The sequence below is a fragment of the Microbispora sp. CL1-1 genome (assembly GCF_012034195.1).
GTDB lineage: Bacteria > Actinomycetota > Actinomycetes > Streptosporangiales > Streptosporangiaceae > Microbispora.
This window is the reverse complement of sequence record NZ_JAATEK010000017.1, coordinates 81,404-101,677: the sequence shown is the minus strand read 5'-3', so window position 1 is coordinate 101,677 and position 20,274 is coordinate 81,404. Positions and strand designations below refer to the sequence as shown.

Sequence of the window (20,274 nt, the reverse complement as noted above, 5' to 3'; positions counted from 1 at the left end):
CCGGTCAGGACGGGGTGTGCTCGCGCTGGAACAGGGCGGCGACGGCGGCGAGGACGAGCAGGACCGCCGACAGCCACAGGCCCCGGGCGATGCCGCCCTGGCCGTCGGACAGCAACCCCGACACCAGGGGCCCGGCGGCCTGGCCGAGCGAGAAGGCCACGGTCAGCACCGCGATGCCCGCCGTCCAGCCGTACGCGGGGAGCATCCGCCGGGCGATCACGGTGGCGGCCGTGGGACCGGCCATGAAGCTCGCGCCGAAGACGACGGCCGACAGCAGCGCGGCGGCCGATCCGGGGCTCATGAGCAGCACGGGCAGCACACCGAGGAAGACCAGCGCGGCGACGAGGGCGGGGGCGCGCCCGCCGCGCAGCCGTCCCGCGAGGTGGCTCCACACCGTCAGCGTGGCGACCGCCGAGGCCGCGCCGAGCACGACGAAGAACACGGAGACGATCGAGGAGCCCAGTCCCTGGGTGCGCAGCAGTGCGACCGCGAACGTCATGTAACTGACGTATCCGGCGCCGAACAGCACGTACCAGACCAGTGTGGGGGTGAGGCGGCGCACCTGACCTGCGGTGAGCATGGCCGCGTGCGGGCCGGTGGGCTCCGCGACCGCGCGGGCGCCGAGCCAGGCGGGCAGCAGGGCGGCGACCGAGGCGAGGCCCATGAGCAGCCAGCCGAGCCGCCAGCCCGCGTCCTGCCCGGCCGACAGCGCGGCCGGCACGACAAGCCCGGAGACCACCACGCCCGCGCCGACGCCCGCCATGTAGATCGCGACCGGCAGCGCCGCACGGCCGCGGCCGGCGCCGGTCGCGACACGTGAGGCGAGAGCGGAACCGACCACGAACGCGACCGCAGTGGTGAATCCCCCGGCGAAGCGCAGGGCGAGCAGCACGGGGAAGTCCGCCGTGGCCGCCGTCGCGCACAGGGACAGCGCGCTCACCACGAGCCCCCACAGGAACGCGGCGCGGTTGCCGAGCCGCCGCGCCCAGAAGGCGGCCGTGCCCGCACCGATGATGTAGCCCAGCGCGTTGGCCGTGTTCATGCCGCCCGCCTGCGCGTACGACCAGTGCAGCCGCTCGTGCATGGCGGGGAGCAGCAGCGCGTAGGCGAAGCGGGTGAAGCCGAGCGCGACGACCGGTCCCGCGGCCAGGCCGAGCGCGGTGAGGGCCTGCCGGGCGGGTGACGCGCCGACGGGCGCGGGGGATCCGGCGACGACGCCGGGGGAATCGACAGGACGCATGCCATGTCCTCCTGATGAACGGGTGCAGGAATCACCTGGCATCAATGCGCCCGGCCGGGCGATCCATCGCCGCCGTATGGGACACGCATCCCTCGGATCCGGCCATAGGGGCATGCGCCCGCACATACGCTCGCCGGGGTCCGTGCGGGAGAAGACCCGTCAGGCGGTCGGGTCGAAGGTCAGCGGCATGCGCAGCCCGAGCTGCGTGTAGAGCTCCAGCTGGTCGTAGTAGTAGCGCTGGCTGACGATGAGGTCGTTCGCTATGTGCCAGAACCAGGAGACGCGCAGAGAGGTGAAGCGTCCCGTCGGCTCCAGGACCTGGCCGTCGGCGATCAGGTAGGGCCCCCGATGGGTCCCCGTGGCCAGCAGCTCCGTCGCCAGCGCGTCACCGTGGCCGACCCTCCCCCAGAGCAGGAGCCGCAGATCCGGAAATCCCTCCCAGATCTGCAGGAAGTAGGAAGCGATCTCATTCGGGTTCCCCGCCTCGAACTCCGGCCCGACCACCACCGCGTCCAGCGTGAAGCACCGCAACACGGCGTCGATGTCATGGTCGTTCATCGCGGCGATCATGCGGTTCACGACGTCGGACATCGGAGCCCCCTCTCCGGACAAGCGTATCGAAATGCCGACAAACAAGGAGGAAAATCAACGCCACCGGCCTCCCGGAGACCGTCGCCGGGAGGGTGCTGGTCGGCTTCGACTACGCCCGCACCTTCAACCCGGCCGAGCACATCGGCGTGGCGACCGGCATCGTCAACGGCGGTGGTTTTCGCCGCCTCGATGTCCCTGATCGCGCTCGTCGGGATCGTCATGGACCTGCAGAACGACTTCCGCTGGGCGTTCGCCGTGCAGTATCCGATCTGGCTGCTCGGGGCCGTACAGGTGATCCGCTATCGCGCCCGCCGCCGCGCCGCTCCGCGCACCCCCGCCGTCCCGGCCCCCGCCTCACCAAAGCCCGCCCGCGTCAACTGTCGCGGCCGTTCTCCACGTCAACCGCCACCGTGCAGCCGGGGATCGTCCCCGGCACGTCATCCCACGCACCGCCGGGAACTGCCCGTCGCAGGTCCTTCATCAGCAGCAGGAGGTGCAGCGGGTCGCTCGGGCTCTGCTCGAACGCGGCGAGCCGCAGATAGAAGGCCCGCGCCGTCTCGCTCTCACAGTGGATGAGCATGGCTCGCACACCGATCTGATCTGCGACCCGCACCACTCTCCGGAGAGCGTCCACCACGAGCGCCCGTCCGAGCCCAATGCCCTGTGCGGCTCTGTCCACTCCCAGCCTGGCCAGGATCACCACGGGTTGTGCGTGACGACCGGCCCCCTTGAGCAGCCGCGCAGGAGCCTCGCCGAGCCTGACGCTCCCGGCCGCGAGCGCGTAGTAACCCACCACCTTGCCAGAACCGATGTCGCGGACGACATAGACGCGACATCCCCCGCTCGCGTGCGCCTGTAGCGCATGGCGCGTCAGCCACTCACTCTGGGCGGGAGAACCACAGTCGAAGCCGTCGAGGTCGTCGTCCCTGGTGGCGGGGGCAACCTGAGACAGCTTCACGGGCCTTCGTCCAGGATCGTCGGAGCCCTCATGAGCTCGGCGAGCCCCGGCACGTCACGGGACTCCCGGGACAGGGCCGCGTCAAAGGCCTGCCACTGCTCCTCATCAAGCCGGAAAACCGTCCGGTCCGCCAGCAACTCGCGGGCGGCCGTGGTAGCCGCACCGAGGACGAATGAGGAGACGGTGTCCCCGGCAGCCTCGCTCGCGTTCTCCAGCAGCCGCTTGGTCTCCGCATCCACGCGCAGGTTGATGCGCTCCTCCTTGGCACCCACGATTAGAGCGTACGTACGTTGTGCAGCCATAACCAAGAGCTTGACAAGAAGATGAGCGAAGAGCGATCGGATGATTACTTCACGTACACGAAGGGGTCGGGGAAGTGGGCGGGGGCGAGGACGGCGGCTCGGGCGAGGACGTCCGTGCGCGTCCGTACGGCGAGGCCGGGGTCCTCGTCGTACACGTAACGGATCGTGGGATCGGCGAGCTGCACGGGGTGGTGCAGGACGTCGCCGCTCATGACGACGTCGCCCGCCTCGACGCACTGGTGGCCGGGCGTGTGCCCGGGGGCGTGCAGCACCCGGACGCCGGGCGCGGCTTCCACGTCGCCGTCGGCGACGTCGAGCAGGTCCCGCAGGGGATCGAGGATCAGCTCGCGCACCGGGGCTGAGGCCCACTCGACCTCCGCTCGCTGCACGATGTGGCGGGCGTTCGGGAAGACGGGCGCGCCACCCGCCACCGCGCCGCCCATGTGGTCGCTGTGCAGGTGGGTGAGCACCACGACGTCCACGTCCTCCGGCGCGGTCCCGGCGGCGGCCAGCTCCTCGGTCAGGCGGCCGGGCAGCGGCGCCCAGGTCGCGGGCGAGTCCGCGCCGCCGATCCCGGTGTCCACCAGGACCGTACGGCCCGCCGCCCGCACCAGGTAGCAGTGGAAGTGCAGCACCCACTCCTCGTCGGGCGCGAACGCGGCACCGGCGAACATCTCGGGCAGCGGTTTGCGGACCGGATCCTTCATCGGCCCCACGGCATCGCAGAGCGGCACGATCTCGGCACCGGACACGATTCTCGGCTCATGGTGCGACATCGCACCACCATAGAGGCCGATGTCGGTCTCCCCTGGGAAAGCCGGCTTGCCGCCGGTTCGCACTCCGCTCGGGGTGGATGATGGACGGGTGCTCGCCGACGTCATCGACCACCTCGTCTGCCCGGCCTGCCGTACGGCGATCCACCTGGCCGAGGGGTCGGTCAGATGCGCACACGGCCACTCCTTCGACGTGGCGCGCCAGGGATACGTGAACATGCTGACCCGCCCGGCCGGCACGGCCGACACGCCCGCCATGGTGGCCGCGCGGGCGCGCTTCCTGGAGGCGGGCCACTACGCCCCGCTGGCCGGCCGCCTCGCCCGGCTGTGCGAGGGCGCCGCCGTGGTGGCCGACGCCGGCGCGGGCACCGGCTACTACCTGGCCGCGGCGCTCGGCGACGCCGCCGTGGGCATCGCGCTCGACGTGTCCAAGCACGCGCTGAAGCGGGCCGCCCGCGTGCATCCCCGCATCGGCGCCGTGGTGGCGGACGTGTGGCGGCCGATCCCCGTCGCCGACGACCGCGTCGACGTGCTGCTCAACGTCTTCGCGCCGCGCAACGCGGAGGAGTTCGCCCGGGTGCTGCGGCCGGGCGGCACGCTGGTCGTCGTCACGCCCGGCCCCGGCCACCTGAGCCCGCTCGTCGAACGGCTCGGCCTGCTCAACGTGGACGAGGACAAGGACCGCCGCCTGGACGACGCCCTGGGCGGCCGGTTCACCCGCGTCGCGGAGGAGACCCAGGAGATCGCGCTCTCCCTCGGCCACGAGGAGATCGAGGCGGTGGTCGGGATGGGCCCGAGCGCCTGGCACACCCGCCCGGAGGAGCTGGCCGCGAAGATCGGCGGGCTGCCCGACCCGGTGCCGGTGACCGCGTCCTTCCACATCACCCGCTGGGCCGTCACCCGCTGAACCCTCACCCGCTGAACCCTCACCCGCTGAACCCTCACCCGCTGAACCCTCACCCGCTGGATCATCACCCGCTCCTTCACCCACAGGACCGCCACGTCCTGACCACGCGGCACCGGTCACGCGCGCAGGATCGCCACGCCCCTGGTGGGATGGTGCGATGGCACGGATGGCGCGGATCGCGGGGGTGACCGCCGTTTCCGAAGCTCGACGTGGCGAGCCGCGCCCAGCTCGCCGGGCTGGACCTGTCCTGAGGGGCACACCGCCGAACTTGTGGCCCGACATCACCTGTTTGTCAGGCATTGTCGCGTCTGGCGGGACATACTGAACCCGACCCCGTAGAAGCGCAGGGGAGGGCCGGCATGAAGGCCGAGGAACGCTGGCAGGCCAGGTTCCGGGCACCCCGCGTGACCCTGCCCACGTGGGCGCGCCAGGCGCCGCAGCGGGCCGTCTATCGCGGCAACGCCTCGGGCTCCTGGGAGATCTACGCCTGGGACCGGGCGAGCGGCCAGACCCGCCAGGTCACCGACCACCCCCACGGCACCCGCCATGGCGCGATCGACCCCACCGGCCAGTGGATCTGGTGGTTCGGCGACACACCCGGCGACACCGACGGTTATGACGATGGGTTCGGTGTGTGGTCGCGCCAGCCGTTCCACGGCGGCCCGGACGTGCCCCTGGCCATGCCGCCCGGCCACCCCTGCGGCCTCGCGCTCGCCTCCGACGGCGCCGCGGCCGTCGGCCGCTCCTCCCGGGACGGCTTCGAGATCCTGCTGGCCAGGCCGGGAAGCGAGCCGGTCACGCTGTATCGCCACGACGAGTACGCCGCGGTCGCGGACATGTCGCTCGACGGCTCGCTCATCGCCGTCAACCACAGCGAGCACGGCGACGTCATGCACCCCGCCCTGCGGGTGATCAGGGCGAACGGCTCGACGGTCGCCGAGCTGAACGACGGGCCGGGCCGCGGTGTGACCGGCGGCAGGTTCGCCCCCGTCCCCGGCGACCGGCGCCTGCTCGTCCTGCACGAGCGCCGGGGCCGCCGCGAACCGCTCGTGTGGGACCCGGTCACCGGCGAGCAGCGGGAGATCTGGCTGCGGGTGCGCGGCGAGATCTCCGCGGACTGGTACGACGACGGCCGGGCGCTGCTCATCATCCACACCCAGCGGGGACGCACCGAACTGCTCCGCTACGACCTCGCCGGAGGCGGCCTCACCCCGATCGAGAGCCCGCACGGGGTGATCGAGGCGGCCGCGCCGCGCCCCGACGGCACCGTCGAGTACGCCTGGTCGAGCGCCGCCCACCCGCCGGTCGTCAAGTCGAGCAACGGCCACGTGGTCTTCAGCCCCGGGCGCACGCCGCCGCCGTCCGTGCCGCTGGAGGACATCGACGTGGAGGGCCCCGGCGGGCGCATCCACGCCCTCGTCTCCCGGCCGGAGCGGGTGGCCGCGCCCTACCCCACGGTGTTCCTCCTGCGCAGCACGCTGCCGGGGTTCGGCGGCGGCCCGGGCGGCCAGGACGACGACTCGTTCCGGCCGCAGGTCGCGGCATGGGTCGACAGCGGCTTCGCGGTGATCAGGGTGAACCACCGGGGTTCGGCCGGGTACGGCTCGGCCTGGCGCGACGCCCTGCGCGGCGACATCGGCCACATCGAGCTGGCCGACGTGGCGGCGGTACGCGAGTGGGCGGTGGAGCGCGGCATCGCCGACCCCGACCGTCTCGTGCTCGCCGGCCGGGCGTGGGGCGGTTACCTGACCCTGCTGGCGCTCGGCACCCAGCCGAAGTCGTGGGCGGCGGGGATCGCCGCCATGCCGATCGCCGACCACGCGGCGGCGTACGAGGACGAGGCCGAATGCCTGCGCGCGGCCCACCGGGCGCTGCTGGGCGGCTCCCCGGCCGAGGTGCCCGAGCGATACGCCGCGTCCTCCCCGATCACCTACGCCGACATGGTGCAGGCGCCGCTGCTGATCCTCACGGGCGCGAACGACCCGCGCGGCCCGGCGCGGCAGGTCGAACGCTACGTGCGGGCCCTGGCGGACCACGGCAGGGAGGCGTGCGTCCACCGGTGCGGCGCCGGGCCGGGCACGTCGATGGTGGAGGAGCGGGTGCACCAGATGGCCGCGTCGATCGACTTCGCCGTCCGCACCCTGGGCCGTTCCTAGCGGCTGTCCCGCGAACCTCTGCCGGCCGGTCACCGCGCCGGAAGGAACCTCCGTCTTCGGCGGGGCGGCAGCCGCGCGCCGGAAGAAACCCTCCGGCTAGGGCGCGCGCAGGACGAGGATGGCCAGGTCGTCGGCGCTCGGCTCGGGCGCGAAGTCCTGTACGGCGCGGCGGATGCGCTCGGCCACCGCGCGGGCGGACAGATCGACGCACTCCGCCAGCAGCTTGGCGAGGCCGCCGTCGTCGTCGAGCAGCCGATCGCCCGCGCGCCGCTCGGTCACCCCGTCGGTCACGCCCAGCAGCACGTCGCCGGGGGTGAGCCGCAGGTTGTCCTCCTGGAACTTCGCCTCGGGGAACACCCCGAGCAACGACTGCGGCGAGGCGACGACCTCCACGACGCCGTTCGGCCGCAGCCGCAGGGCCTCCGGATGCCCGGCCGAGACGAGGCGGATGTCGAGGCCCTCCGGCACGACCGTGATCTGCCCGTGCAGCAGCGTCAGGAAGCGGGCGCGCTCCCCCTCCTCCAGGATGGCCTGGTTGAGCCGGCCCACGACGGCGGCCACGCCGTACCCCTCGCGGGCCAGCAGCCGCAGCGTGTGCCGGGCCAGGCCGGTGACCGCGGCGGCCTCGGGTCCGGTGCCGCAGACGTCGCCGATCGCGAAGCGCCAAACCCCGTCGGCGATCGGGAACAGGTCGTAGAAGTCCCCGCCGACCTCGTTGTTCTCCCCGGCCGGCTCGTAGATGACGTGGAAGTCGAGCCCGGGGGTCGTGGGCTCGTCGGGCGGCAGGAGACTGCGCTGCAGCGCCCGGTTGGCCGCCGCCTGCTGCGCGTACAGGCGGGCGTTGTCGAGCGCGAGCGCCGCGCGCCTGCTGAGGTCCTCGGCGATCTGCATGGCCTCGTCGGGGAAGCGGTCGCGCCGGCCGAGGCACATCACGCCGAGCCGCCGCCCCCGGGCGGTCAGCGGGTAGGCGAGCGCCTGCCAGTCGCTCATCGGCAGCACGGCGGGGTCGTCGTCGCCCGGCAGCGCGATCTCCTCCAGCTCGTCGCGCATGGGGTCGATCTGGGTCTCGTCCGCGTGCCAGAGGTAGGCGGGCCGCAGCTCCCCCATCCCGTCCTGGTCGGTGTAGACGGCGCACCAGCTCGCCAGGCGGGGCACCACGATCTGGGCGATGATCGCCGGGACCATGTCCGGGTTGAGCGTGCCCGCGAGCAGGTCGCTCGCGTCGGCGAGGAAGCCCAGCCAGCCGGGGCCGTGCGCGGCCTCCAGCAGCCACTCGTCGCTCTGCACCGGCTCCCCGCCCGGCAGCTCCAGGCGGGCCCAGCGGGTGCGCAACGACGAGGTGAAGGTGACGCCCCACGTGATCGCGTCGGCCGGCGGCCCGAAGTCGTGGCCGTCCGCCTTCTCCCGCACCTCTATCTGGACGGACTCGCCGTGGTGGAGCCACACGACCTCGAAGGGCGCGCCGACGGCGTCCGCGACCAGTTCGCCCACCAGGCGCTCGGCTTGGGGATACACGGACATCGCGGCCCACGCGGTCATCACCTCGCGCGTGAACCGCTTTACTTCGGGTACGGCCGTCTCGCCCGGCGTGAAGGACGCCGCGAGGACGGCTCGAGGGGTAGTCGCCACCACCATTGTGCTTACCACACTTCCTGCTGACTTCGGGTCAAGCAAGGGGCCCCGCACCCCACGGAACGTGACAGACTGGCATGGAGTCCGCGGCTGGACAGGCCGTATCAGGCCGAACGCCTTGGTCGCGTCAGCCCCGTCGGGGTAAAGGAGGCTAAATGTCGCCCGCCAACGCCGAGCTGGCCGGGACCGAACGGGTCTACCGCGAATCCGATCTCGTGCCGTTCCTGGAAACGCTCATCACATGGCGTGACGGCGACTTCCGCCGTCGCGTCTCCCACGCCCCGCCGGGCATCCTCAGCGAGATCCGGCTGCTGCTCAACGAGGTGGCCGACCGGCGCGAACACCTCGCCAACGAGCTCGCCCGGGTCCGCCGCGAGATCGTCAAGGAGGGCCGTTTCACCGAACGGCTGAGCCCCGGGCCGGGCGTCGGCGCGTGGGCGGAGAGCGTGGGCTCGGTCAACGAGCTCATCGATGCCATCGTGACGCCGGTCAGCGGCGCCGCCGACGTCATCGACGCGGTGGCCAAGGGCGACCTGTCCCGCCGGATCGACGTGGACCGCGCGGCCCGGGGCGAGGTACGCCGCCTGGGCAAGGCCATCAACGGCATGGTCGACCAGCTCTCCCTGTTCACCTCCGAGGTGACGCGGGTCACCCGCGACCTCGGCACCGAGGGCAAGCTGGGCGGCCGGGCCAACCTGCGCGGCATGTCGGGAAGCTGGCGCGATCTCACCGAGGCCGTCAACACGATGTCCGACCGCGTCTCCGCGCAGGTCCGCGACATCGCCGAGGTGACGACCGGAGTCGCGCGAGGCGACCTGAGCCGCAAGGTCACCGTCGACGCCGTCGGCGAGATGCTGGAGCTGAAGCACACCGTCAACACGATGGTCGACCAGCTCTCGGCGTTCGCCGAGGAGGTCACCCGCGTCGCCCGCGAGGTCGGCACCGAGGGCAAGCTGGGCGGCCAGGCGCAGGTGCGCGGCGTGTCGGGGGTCTGGAAGGACCTCACCGACAACGTCAACTTCATGGCCAACAACCTGACCTCCCAGGTGCGCCAGATCGCCGTCGTCTCCACCGCCGTCGCGCAGGGCAACCTGACCAAGAAGATCACCGTAGACGCCCAGGGCGAGATCCTCGAACTCAAGGAGACCCTCAACACGATGGTCGACCAGCTCTCGGCGTTCGCGGACGAGGTCACCCGCGTCGCCCGCGAGGTCGGCACCGAGGGCAAGCTGGGCGGCCGTGCGGAAGTGAAGGGCGTGTCGGGCGTCTGGAAGGACCTCACCGACAACGTCAACTCGATGGCCAACAACCTGACCTATCAGGTGCGCAACATCGCCCAGGTCACCACCGCCGTCGCCAACGGCGACTTCACCCGCAAGATCGACGTCGACGCCCAGGGCGAGATGCTCGAACTCAAGAGCACCATGAACACCATGGTCGACCAGCTCTCCTCGTTCGCCTCCGAGGTCACCCGCGTCGCCCGCGAGGTCGGCACCGAGGGACGGCTGGGCGGCCAGGCACAGGTGCGCGGCGTGTCGGGGATCTGGAAGGACCTCACCGACAACGTCAACTTCATGGCGAACAACCTGACGTCGCAGATCCGTCAGATCGCCGTCGTGTCCACCGCGGTGGCGCAGGGCAACCTGTCCAAGAAGATCACCGTGGACGCCCAGGGCGAGATCCTTGAGCTCAAGGACACGATGAACACGATGGTCGACCAGCTCTCGGCGTTCGCCGACGAGGTGACCCGCGTCGCCCGCGAGGTCGGCACCGAGGGACGGCTGGGCGGCCAGGCGCGCGTTCCCGGCGTGTCGGGCGTCTGGAAGGACCTCACCGACAACGTCAACTCGATGGCCAACAGCTTCACCTATCAGGTGCGCAACATCGCCCAGGTCACCACCGCCGTCGCCAACGGCGACCTGACCCGCAAGATCGACGTCGACGCCCAGGGCGAGATCCTCGAGCTCAAGAGCACCATGAACACCATGGTCGACCAGCTCTCCTCGTTCGCCTCCGAGGTCACCCGCGTCGCCCGCGAGGTGGGCTCGGAGGGCCAGCTCGGCGGCCAGGCCCGGGTCGAGGGCGTCGAGGGCACCTGGAAGCGGCTCACCGAGAGCGTGAACGAGCTGGCCGGCAACCTCACCACCCAGGTGCGCGCGATCGCCCAGGTGACCAGCGCGGTCGCCCGCGGCGACCTGACCCGGTCGATCACCGTCGAGGCGCCCGGCGAGCTGGCCCAGCTCAAGGACAACATCAACACGATGGTCGCCACGCTGCGCGAGACGACCAAGACCAACCAGGAGCAGGACTGGCTCAAGTCCAACCTGGCCAGGATCTCCCGCCTGATGCAGGGCCACCGCGACCTGATCGAGGTCGCCCGCCTGATCATGAGCGAGCTCACCCCGCTCGTCTCGGCCAGCCACGGCGCCTGCTACCTGTACGACGACGGCCGGCTCAACCTCATCGCCGGGTACGGCATCCAGCCGGGCTCCACCCCCAAGCCGAGCTTCGAGCTGGGCGAGGGCATCATCGGCCAGGCCGCGCTGGAGGCCAAGCAGGTCATCCTCGAAGGCGTGCCGGTCGACTCGATCACGGTCGAGACCGGGCTCAGCCGGTCGAACCCGGCGCAGATCGTCGTGCTGCCGATCCTCTTCGAGAACAAGGTGCTCGGCGTCCTGGAGATGGCCTCGTTCACCCAGTTCAGCGAGGTCCACCTGGCGTTCCTCACCCAGCTCGTCGAGACCATCGGGGTCACGATCAACACGATCATGGCCAACTCCCGCACCGAAGACCTGCTCACCGAGTCGCAGCGGCTCGCGATCGAGCTGCAGGAGCGCTCCGACGAGCTGCAGCGCCAGCAGGAGGAGCTGCGCCGGTCCAACGCCGAGCTGGAGGACAAGGCGGCGCTGCTGGCCAAGCAGAACCGCGCCATCGAGATCCAGAACTTCCAGATCGAGCAGGCCCGGCGGACGCTGGAGGAGCGGGCCGAGCAGCTCGCGGTGTCCTCGCGCTACAAGTCCGAGTTCCTCGCCAACATGTCCCACGAGCTGCGCACCCCGCTCAACAGCCTTCTCGTGCTCGCCAAGCTGCTGACCGAGAACGACGAGGGCAACCTCACCCCGCAGCAGGTGGAGTTCGCCCGGACCATCCACGACGCCGGCTCCGCGCTGCTCCAGCTGATCAACGACATCCTCGACCTGACGAAGGTCGAGGCCGGCCGCATGGACATCCATCCGCAGACGATGTCGCTGTCCGCTCTGGTCGACTACATGGAGGCCACCTTCGCGCCGCTGGCACAGGACAAGGGCCTGTCGTTCACGGTCCAGGTCGACCCCTCCGTCCCCGACGACCTGAGCAGCGACGAGCAGCGGCTGCAGCAGGTGCTGCGCAACCTGCTGTCCAACGCGGTGAAGTTCACCCACGAGGGCGAGGTCAGGCTGGAGGTGACCCGCGCGCCCGCCGACGTCACCTACGTGGACGAGAAGCTGCAGGGCTCGCCGGAGGGCATGCTGGCCTTCCGTGTCGTCGACACCGGCATCGGCATCGCGCCGGACAAGCTCGAAGTGATCTTCGAGCAGTTCCGCCAGGCCGACGGCACGACCAGCCGCAAGTACGGCGGCACCGGCCTCGGCCTGTCGATCTGCCGGGAGATCGCCCGCCTGCTCGGCGGCGAGATCCACGTGCAGAGCGTCCCCGGAGAGGGCAGCACGTTCACGCTCTATCTGCCCTCGGACTACTCGGGGCCGCTCGCCGCGCCCGACGGCGGCGCGATCGCCACCCCCACGGAGCCGGACGTCCGTGAGGACGAGGTGCCCGAGCTGCACATCAAGGACATCCTCCCGGAGATCCCCCTCCCGACCGACCTCCCGGTCCCCCCGTACACGCCGCTGGTGGACGGCAACGACTGGCAGGGTGAAGATCCGCTGTCCGGGGCAAAGATCCTCATTGTGGACGACGACATCCGCAACGTCTTCGCGCTGACCAGCGTGCTGGAGCGGCACGGCTCGACCGTCGTGTACGCCGAGAACGGCCGCGAGGGCATCGAGCAGCTCGAACGCAACGAGGACGTGGCGCTCGTGCTGATGGACATCATGATGCCCGAGATGGACGGCTGGGCCACGACCTCGGCGATCCGCACCATGCCGCAGTTCGCCGACCTGCCGATCATCGCGCTGACGGCGAAGGTCATGCGGGGAGACCGCGAGAAGAGCATCGCGTCGGGCGCGTCAGACTACGTGCCCAAGCCCGTCGACGTCGACCGGCTCCTTGAACGCCTGCGCGGATGGCTCATGCGCGGGCGCAGCGGGGGCACAGAACGATCGAGGGGCGTGCCGTCCCCAGAGTCCCGAGACTCCCAGGAGGCATGATCAATGCCCGACCGCGCCAGGGTCCTGCTGGTCGACGACCGCGAGGAGAACCTGATCGCCCTGGAGGCGATCCTCAGCTCGCTGGACGTCGTGCCCGTACGGGCCCGGTCCGGTGAGGAGGCGCTGAAGGCCCTCCTGTCCACCGACTTCGCCCTGATCCTGCTCGACGTGCGCATGCCGGGCATGGACGGCTTCGAGACCGCCGCGCACATCAAGCGGCGAGAGCGCACCAGGAACATCCCGATCATCTTCCTGACCGTGGTCGACAGCGCCCCCGACTACGCCTTCCGCGGGTACGCCGCGGGGGCCGTCGACTACCTCACCAAGCCGTTCGACCCCTGGGTGCTGCGGGCCAAGGTCGCCGTGTTCGTGGAGCTCTACACGATGAACCGGCGGCTCGCCGAGCAGGCCGCGTTGCTGCGCGAACGCCTGTCGAACGAGCTGCCGGGCGGCGGCGACCACACCTCCGTGCTGGCCGAGCTGTCCAGCCGCGTCACCGCCGTGGAGGACGAGCTGCGGCGGGTGCGGGAGCTGGCGGACAAGTCCGGCGACACGCCCCTGAACGGCGCCGTCACCGAGCTGGGCGAGCGCGTCGCCCACCTGCGCGCCGGGTTCGACGCCCTCGGCTGACGACCGCGCGTCGCGACCGGACCGTTACGGTCGGTCGCGGCCCGGCGTTTCGAGGGGATCAGCGGCGGGCGCGCTCCAGGGCGTCCCAGAAGCCGCGGCGCAGGGCGTGCCGGACCTCGTCGTGCAGCAGGAAGTCGATCGGCAGCGAGGACCCCTGCAGCAGGCGGGCCTCCAGGTCGGACGGCATCCGCGGCTTGCGGGCGAGCACGGCCTCCAACCAGAGCGCGGGGGCGTCCCTGGCGACCGACTCGCCGAAGTCGTGGCCCTCCTTGTGCGCCGCCTTCACCGCCTCGGCGAGCGTCGTGGTGCCTCCCGTGTGGACCGGCACCGGCGCGGGCTGCGGACCCGTGTACGGCCCGAGCTGCGAGGGCGAGTAGCCCGTGGAGCCGGAGCCGTACTGGCTCTGCGCCGGGCTGCCCACCGGGCTGCTCGGCGGGGTCTGGACGGGCGGCGACGGTGGTGACGGAGGGGTGGACGCCGGTGGGGCAGGCAGCGGGGTGCTCCCGGACGGCTGGGCCTGGCGCTGCTGCTGGGGCGGCTGGGCGGGCTGCTGCGACTCGGGCGAGTAGCCGTTGTAGACCGGCGGGGACGGCTGCGCGGGCAGCGCCGGACGCGCGTGGGCGGCCGAGGACCGCCCGCCGCTGTGCGCCCCAGTGCTGCCGGCGGAGCCGGCATTGAGAGAGCCCGTGCCGTGCGAAGCAGTGCCGTGAGAGCCCGTGCTTTGGGAGCCCGTGCTCTGGGAGCCCGCGCCGTGAGAACCCGAACCGTGAGAACCCGAGCCGGGGGAACCCGAGCCGGGGGAACCCGAGCCGGGGGAACCAGCGCCGTGAGAACCCGTGCCCTGGGAGCCGACGCCATGAGAGCCGGCGCCGTGGGCACCGGAGTCGTGCGTGCCCATGCCGTTGACACCCATGCTGTTGGTGCCCATGCCGTTGGCGCCTGGACCGGGAGCACCGATGCCGGGGACACCCGAGTCATGAGTGGCCATGCCGTTGACGCCCATGCCGGACGCACCCATGCCATGGGCGCCCGAGTCGTGCGTGCTCATACCGGGAGCGCTCATATTGGGGGCGCTCATATTGGGGACGCCCGTGCCGTGAGCGCCGCCTCTCTGCGCACCGCTTCCCTGGGCGCTGTCCGCGGGAGTGCCGCTCCCGGGGACGCCGGTGCCATGCGAGCCGCCGCTGGGGGTGCCCGTGCCGGGCGCTCCAGTGGCGTTCGGCTGGGGGAGGTTCGACACCCCGCCGGAAACGCCCAGGTCGTACGACGCGCTCTGGGGGAGGGCGCCGTGCGCTCCCGCCACCGGGGCCGTCCCACTGGGAAGGCCGGGAGAGTGGCTCCCCTGCGACGGGATGCCGTTCTGCTGGGAGCTGTTCGGCTGTGTCCCGTTGTGCTGTGTCCCGTTGTGCTGTGTCCCGTTCTGCAGGGAGCCGTTCTGCAGGGAGCCGTTCGGCTGGGAGCCGTTGAGGTGCGTCCCGTTGGACAGCGAGCCGTTGCCGAGGGGAACGAGGCCGTTGCCGTGCGACTGGCCGTTGCCGAGGCCGGGGCCCGGGTCCGCTCCGGTGAGCATCGTGACGTACGGCCGGAGGTGGCCGCTCGCGATCTCGACGAGGTCGTCGCACTCCTGCCGCAGAGTGCGGGCCGCCGACCATGCGCCGTCGGCGGCGATCTGCATGACGGTCACGCGGATGCCGAGGTCCTGCGCGTCGCTCACCACCTGGGCGAGGTCCTCGTCGCCGCTCACCACGACCGCGTCGCAGACCGCGTTGTTGCGCGCCAGCGTCATGAGGTCGCGGTGGACCTGGGCGTCCACGCCCTCCCGGCGGCCCGGCCGGATCCGGCCGAGGCGGAGCTTGAGCCCGGGGATGTCCGCCAGCACGTCGTGCTCCGGCGTGCGGCGGCCCTCGACGGTCGCCTCATACCAGTAGCAGCGCAGGAGCGGAAGGCCCGTGCGCTCTCTTGACAGGTTGGTCAGGAGCTGCAGCAGGCCCGGATAGTCCCAGGAGACGGACTCGCGATGGCGAGTCCCGTGGACGGCCATCGCGCCGTCTGCCAGCAAGTAGCCGGCGTCAACGAACAGCGCGCAGCGATCCACGCGACACCGCCCTTCCTACGTGGCTCTCTCAGGGTAGACAAGCGTGTCTTCCCGCGAGGGTGATTCCCGGCGATTCAGCCCTCGCCCGCCTGGTGGGGGATCAGGACGCCGACAACCCTGGGATCGCAAGCGTTCACGCCGACCGTACCAGTTTGTCCGGGTATCGCCTCTCACCAATTTGGTATGGAAAAAAGCACCCCGGGAACGACCGGCCACGGCTCGAAATCCCCTTGCGGCAAGGGCTGTGCAGCAAGGGAGGCTGTCAAGACCACGTTCTCGCGCTCACGACCGCGACGCCGAAGAAGACGGGGTCGCGCCGGGTGGCGAGCTGAAGCGCGGGGCGAGGTCCCAGCAGGGCGTGCAGGGTGTCGACCGCGACGCCTCCGGCGTCTCCCTGGCCGAGGACACCCTCCGGGCTCCGGTCCGCTCCGCCGCCGGACGCGCGATCACTCATCTTGACGACCCCCGCCTTGACCCCCTCGCCGTTCCACACCATCAGGTCGATGCGCGCGGGCGCGCCGCCGGGGGCCAGCCCGTCGAGCGGGAGCCGCAGGGCCTTCTCCTCGCTCCCGATGACCGCCGCGGCGTCCAGGACCACGGCCCGGGTGTACGGCTGCCGCTCGTCCTCGGCCATCACCACCAGGCCCCAGGCCGCGTGCCGGACCGATCCCGTACGCGCCGGGGTTCCGGCGACCCACCAGCGGCCCCCGCCCGCCGTACGGACGAGAGAGGTCACGTCGGCGAACGCCTGATAGCCGGACCCGGAGGGCAGATCCCTCCGGGTGACCTCGGCGGCGTGCAGGGTCGCGTATCCCGGCGCTTTCGGCGCGCGCACCTTGATGTCGCCCGCGGGGGCCGCACCCCGGCCGCCGCCGGACCAGTAGAGACCCGCCCACAACACCCGGCTTCCGGCGGGCAGGTCGAGATCGGCGCAACTGGACGTACGCGTCGAGGGGTCTTTGTCGAGGTCCACCGGCACACTCACGCCGGAGGCCCGGCCCCGGCCGCCCGTGGCGACCCCGCAGGGAGCGGCCGGCGCGGTGCCCACGAGCGTGTTGCCGACGACCCGGGCGAGGAGGCGGCCGTCCGCGGCGAAGCGCGCGGCCGCGCCCGAGGCCCGCACTCCCACGGTCGACGAGGCGGTGGTCTCCAGCCGCCCCGACCGTATCCGCACCGTGAAGGCCCGTCCCGTGGGCGCGTCCGCCGCCACGGCCACCTTCAGGAAGATCGCCGTCACCTCACCGGCGGCGAGCGGTCCCCGGACGCACCGCACCACCTGGCCCGTCACCGAGCGGCCCGACGCCTCACACGACCAGCCGTCACCCACCGCGCTTCCCGCGTTCGCGCCCTGGCCGCTCCCTGCCGCACGCCCCTGACCCGCGCTACCGCTCGCCCCGCTCCCCGCGTTCGCGCCCTCCGTGCCCCCGCTGGCGGCGCGCCCCTGACCCGCGCTACCGCTCGCCGCGTTTCCCGAGCGCGCGCCCTCCGTACGCCCCGGACCGACCCCGCTTCCCGCGTTCGCGCCCTGGGTGCTCCCTGCCGCACGCCCCTGACCTGTGCCGCCGCCCGGCTCGGGGGCTGCACCGTTCTGCCCGGTGACGCCCGGCTTCGTCTCGTGGCCCTGTCGCTTGCCGCCGCCCGCCGCGCGGCCTCGACCTCCGTCCTGACCCAGGTAGCGGACGCCGGGCGGCAGAGTCACCGTCGCGGTGATCTCGCCGGTGGCCGCATCACCCGCGTTGCGCAGCCGTACGGCGACGAGCCCGGTCTGGCCGCGCAGCAGGGCGCCGAGCGGATCGACGGCGGCGACGAGCGCCTCCTTCGCCTTCTTCCCGCTCCCTGCGGCCTTCTGGGCTCCGGGATGGCTCCCGCCCGACTTGGCGTGTTCACGGGCCTCACGGCCTCGCTCACCGGCCTGCCGGGGGCCCTGAGCGGTTCCTGGCCGCACTTTCGGGGCGCGATCCGCTGCCGGACGGCCCGCCTGCGGCTCGCGCCGCTCACGAGCCCCCTCCGACGTCTGCCGAGCCCCGCCCTTCGCACGGGCCTCGGCACCGCTCGCGTCCGCCTTCGAGCGAGGCTGCCCGCCCTGAGCGCTGCTCCGCGCCCCAGCCTTGGCGCTGCTTTCGGCACTGCCCTGAGCACTGCGCTGAGCGCTGCCTTGAACACTGCGCTGCGCGCTGCCAACGCTGCCTCTCGCCCCGGCCTGGCCGCCTTGGGCACCACCCTGCGCCCCGGCCTGGGCACGGTGGTCCTGGTACGGGTGACGAGAGAGCTGACGTCGCACCTGTTCCCGTTCCGGAGTCGAGGCTTTCGCGGCATCCGCAGGGCGGGAAGCCCGCTCACGATCGGCGAGGACGGTCGTGTCCGGCTCGCTCACCGGTCGCCTGCCCGCCTGCCCTGTGCTCTTCCCTGTGCTCTTCCCTGTGCTCTTCCCTGTGCCCGCCCGCTCCGAGCCCGTCTGCCCCCTGCTCGCCTGCCCTGTGCTCCCTGTGCCCGCCTGCCCCGTGCCCGCCTGCTCCGTGCCCTTCCCTGTGCCCGCCTGCCCCGTGCCCGTCTGCTCCGTGCCCTTCCCTGTGCCCGCCTGCCCCGTGCCCGTCTGCTCCGTGCCTGCCTGCGCTCTGCTGCCCTGTCCCCTGCCGTCCTGCCCGCGACCCGTGAGACGACCGCTCTCCCGACCTGCGTCCGCGTGCTGTCCGCCCTCGCGGCCTTGGACACCGGGGGCCGCCGATCGTCCGTCGTCGTGACCTGTGGCCGACGGAAGCTCACCCGAGCTACCACGGCCTTCCGCGCGTGGCGACCGCTGATCGGCACCAGGCGTCGCCTCGCCGGTGATCTCGGGCATGCCGAGCGCGATGCCCGCGCCCGGCCCATCGGCATCGCTCTCCGCCGCCGGGTCGTCCACGATCTCCGGCGCCGGGCCGCTCGCGGCCGTATGGGACGCCTCCCCGCTCGGGGTCTGCGGATCGGATGGGACGCCGGCCGCGCTGGTGTCGCCCGTGGCGGCCTGCGAACGCGAGGGGCCGGCCGCCGGCTGCGGGCGGTCCAGGGCCCGTGTTCCGTCCTGTTCCCTCGTGCCGCCGGTGAAGAGCACGCCCGTCGGCTGGGCGACGAGCAGGAAGGCGGCCGTCGCGAGGGCCGCCACGGCGATGCCTCCCAGCACCGCCCGATGCGGCGTCGGCACGCTCCGCACCAGCTCGGACAGCCACACCAGCGCCGCACGCACCCGCGCGAACGCCATCCTCAGCGCCCTGCCGATCGCCGGGCCCACTTTCGAGCCCGTCTTCAGGCCCGCGATCAGGCCCGTGGTCAGGCCCGCTCGCGAGCCCGGCTCCGGGCCGACCTTCGCGTACACGCGCCCGGTCATCGCCCGCGCACGGCCCCACACCGTGCCCCAGATCGTGCTCCAGACCGTGCCCCAGACCATGCCCCAGACCGCGCCCGGCGCCGCGCTCGCCTTCGCCCACGCGCGCCGGATCATCGCCAGGGCCCGGCCGCAGGCCGCGCGCAGCGCGTCCGCCCGGCCGCGCGTGGGCCGCGCTGTGCCCGTCCCGTCCTCGGCTGCCCGGACGGCGCCCCGCATGCGGAGGTCCGCCCGGCCTGCCAACGCCCCGATGTGCTGGCGCACGGCCTCCAGCCGCGCCCGCGCCCGGGTGCCCACGCTGCCCACTGCCCCGCCTACTGCCCTGCCCACGGCCCTGCCGCCCACCCTGCGGCCCACCCTGCCGCCTGCCCTGCCGTTCGGCCCGCGCCCGCTCGTGCCGCCCGTCATGCCGCCGCCGTACGACCGTGCTCCCGTGACGGTCGCGGTGGCGAGATCGGCGAGGTAGCCGTCCACGGCGGGCCCGGCGACGAGCTGCCCGACGACGGCCCGCAGCTCCTGGGTGAGATCGATCATCTGGAGGAAGACCGACCGGCAGTCGATGCACTCGGCCACGTGGGCGTCGACCTCACCCGCCTCCTGCTTGGGCAGGCCGTTCTCGACGTACCGCAGAATCATGGACAGGATCGGGCGGCACTCGGCGCGCGGGCCGTTCTCCAGATGCAGCCGCAGGTACGCCTCCCGCAGCCCCTGGCGTGCCCTCCGGACGAGAAGGGCCGCGGCCCTGCCCGACAGGCCGAGCAGCGGCCCCGCGTCGGCGGGCCTGCCGCCTTCGATCTCCACATGCCACAGCAACGCGCGCCAGCGCTCCGGCAGCGAGCGGTACGCACGGGCGAGCGGCGAGCGCTCCAGCCCCGTGAGCTCGGGGTCCACGTAGAGGGAGTCACCGTCGGCCAGATCGGCCACTCCGGCGGCGGCGTAGCGGCGCACGGACGCCAAGAGGTAGGGCCGGAACGCGCAGGCGGGCCCGCCGCCCCGCCGCACCGCTTCGAGAACCCTCGCGAAGGCCTCGACGAGGAGATCCTCGACCGCGTCCTCGCCTTGCACGACCTGCCGCGCCAAGGACCGGGCGGCGGCCGAGTGACGCCGGTAGAGGGTCCCGAAGGCCGCCGTGTCGCCTCCCCGCACGGCCTCAAGCAGTTCCATGTCGGTATGCCGGACTTCTCTACGCATTGCGACCTCGCGATTACGATGAGTTGCACGGCCATACATTCCGCAGTCCATGTCCTGGCTAAACCGCTGGACCC

The 20,274-nt window shown here is 72.3% G+C and carries 12 protein-coding genes; 4 read left to right on the top strand and 8 right to left on the bottom strand.

Translation table 11 applies throughout. The features are described 5' to 3' along the window. Positions 1-4 precede the first annotated feature (4 nt). The 5 genes from HCK04_RS20840 to HCK04_RS20820 all read right to left on the bottom strand — a co-directional run bounded on the left by HCK04_RS20840 (position 5) and on the right by HCK04_RS20820 (position 3,867). Positions 5-1,240: a YbfB/YjiJ family MFS transporter gene (locus HCK04_RS20840; RefSeq protein WP_168066126.1), complete on the bottom strand. Its 1,236-nt coding sequence runs from the start codon at positions 1,238-1,240 to the stop codon at positions 5-7. 159 nt (positions 1,241-1,399) lie between these two features. Then, positions 1,400-1,831, bottom strand: a complete 432-nt coding sequence (locus HCK04_RS20835; RefSeq protein WP_142649044.1) for an ester cyclase — start codon at positions 1,829-1,831, stop codon at positions 1,400-1,402. 373 nt (positions 1,832-2,204) lie between these two features. Then, entirely contained in the window at positions 2,205-2,789 is a 585-nt protein-coding gene (locus tag HCK04_RS20830) for a GNAT family N-acetyltransferase (RefSeq protein WP_142649043.1), read from the bottom strand. Next, a complete protein-coding gene (locus tag HCK04_RS20825) occupies positions 2,786-3,061 on the bottom strand; it encodes a DUF1778 domain-containing protein (protein ID WP_260617352.1) in 276 nt (91 codons plus the stop codon). Before HCK04_RS20825 ends, HCK04_RS20830 begins: the two co-directional genes overlap by 4 nt. A 74-nt stretch (positions 3,062-3,135) precedes the next feature. Continuing rightward, positions 3,136-3,867, bottom strand: a complete 732-nt coding sequence (locus HCK04_RS20820) for an MBL fold metallo-hydrolase (RefSeq protein ID WP_240971635.1) — start codon at positions 3,865-3,867, stop codon at positions 3,136-3,138. A 73-nt stretch (positions 3,868-3,940) separates the two neighbouring features. Between HCK04_RS20820 and HCK04_RS20815 the strand changes: the two genes are divergently transcribed. After that, the gene (locus HCK04_RS20815; RefSeq protein WP_260617351.1) at positions 3,941-4,771 is read left to right on the top strand and encodes a putative RNA methyltransferase; all 831 of its coding nucleotides are present in this window, start codon (positions 3,941-3,943) and stop codon (positions 4,769-4,771) included. A gap of 359 nt (positions 4,772-5,130) precedes the next feature. Further along, positions 5,131-6,927, top strand: coding sequence for a prolyl oligopeptidase family serine peptidase (locus HCK04_RS20810; RefSeq protein ID WP_142649041.1), 1,797 nt, complete (start codon positions 5,131-5,133; stop codon positions 6,925-6,927). A gap of 96 nt (positions 6,928-7,023) precedes the next feature. Here HCK04_RS20810 and HCK04_RS20805 read toward each other — a convergent pair whose 3' ends face one another. Further along, positions 7,024-8,562: a SpoIIE family protein phosphatase gene (locus HCK04_RS20805; RefSeq protein WP_142649040.1), complete on the bottom strand. Its 1,539-nt coding sequence runs from the start codon at positions 8,560-8,562 to the stop codon at positions 7,024-7,026. A 152-nt stretch (positions 8,563-8,714) separates the two neighbouring features. Here HCK04_RS20805 and HCK04_RS20800 point away from each other — a divergent pair, with 152 nt between their 5' ends. Together HCK04_RS20800 and HCK04_RS20795 are read left to right on the top strand one after the other, a co-directional pair. Then, entirely contained in the window at positions 8,715-12,926 is a 4,212-nt protein-coding gene (locus HCK04_RS20800) for a HAMP domain-containing protein (RefSeq protein WP_142649039.1), read from the top strand. A gap of 3 nt (positions 12,927-12,929) precedes the next feature. Beyond that, entirely contained in the window at positions 12,930-13,556 is a 627-nt protein-coding gene (locus tag HCK04_RS20795) for a response regulator (RefSeq protein WP_142649038.1), read from the top strand. 58 nt (positions 13,557-13,614) lie between these two features. Here HCK04_RS20795 and HCK04_RS41310 read toward each other — a convergent pair whose 3' ends face one another. Both HCK04_RS41310 and HCK04_RS20785 read right to left on the bottom strand, forming a co-directional pair. Then, positions 13,615-15,651 (bottom strand): NYN domain-containing protein, encoded by a 2,037-nt coding sequence (locus HCK04_RS41310; RefSeq protein ID WP_221889948.1) that lies wholly within the window; start codon positions 15,649-15,651, stop codon positions 13,615-13,617. Positions 15,652-15,913: 262 nt separating this feature from the next. Next, positions 15,914-20,173: a sigma factor gene (locus HCK04_RS20785; protein WP_168066124.1), complete on the bottom strand. Its 4,260-nt coding sequence runs from the start codon at positions 20,171-20,173 to the stop codon at positions 15,914-15,916. Positions 20,174-20,274: the final 101 nt, after the last annotated feature.

Excerpts from the sequence above, each read along its gene's own strand:
- HCK04_RS20805 (WP_142649040.1), bottom strand. The coding sequence starts at position 8,562 with ATGGTGGTGGCGACTACCCCTCGAGCCGTCCTCGCGGCGTCCTTCACG.
- HCK04_RS20800 (WP_142649039.1), top strand. The coding sequence starts at position 8,715 with ATGTCGCCCGCCAACGCCGAGCTGGCCGGGACCGAACGGGTCTACCGC.
- HCK04_RS20835 (WP_142649044.1), bottom strand. The coding sequence starts at position 1,831 with ATGTCCGACGTCGTGAACCGCATGATCGCCGCGATGAACGACCATGAC.
- HCK04_RS20820 (WP_240971635.1), bottom strand. The coding sequence starts at position 3,867 with ATGTCGCACCATGAGCCGAGAATCGTGTCCGGTGCCGAGATCGTGCCG.
- HCK04_RS20840 (WP_168066126.1), bottom strand. The coding sequence starts at position 1,240 with ATGCGTCCTGTCGATTCCCCCGGCGTCGTCGCCGGATCCCCCGCGCCC.
- HCK04_RS20795 (WP_142649038.1), top strand. The coding sequence starts at position 12,930 with ATGCCCGACCGCGCCAGGGTCCTGCTGGTCGACGACCGCGAGGAGAAC.
- HCK04_RS20810 (WP_142649041.1), top strand. The coding sequence starts at position 5,131 with ATGAAGGCCGAGGAACGCTGGCAGGCCAGGTTCCGGGCACCCCGCGTG.
- HCK04_RS20785 (WP_168066124.1), bottom strand. The coding sequence starts at position 20,173 with ATGGAACTGCTTGAGGCCGTGCGGGGAGGCGACACGGCGGCCTTCGGG.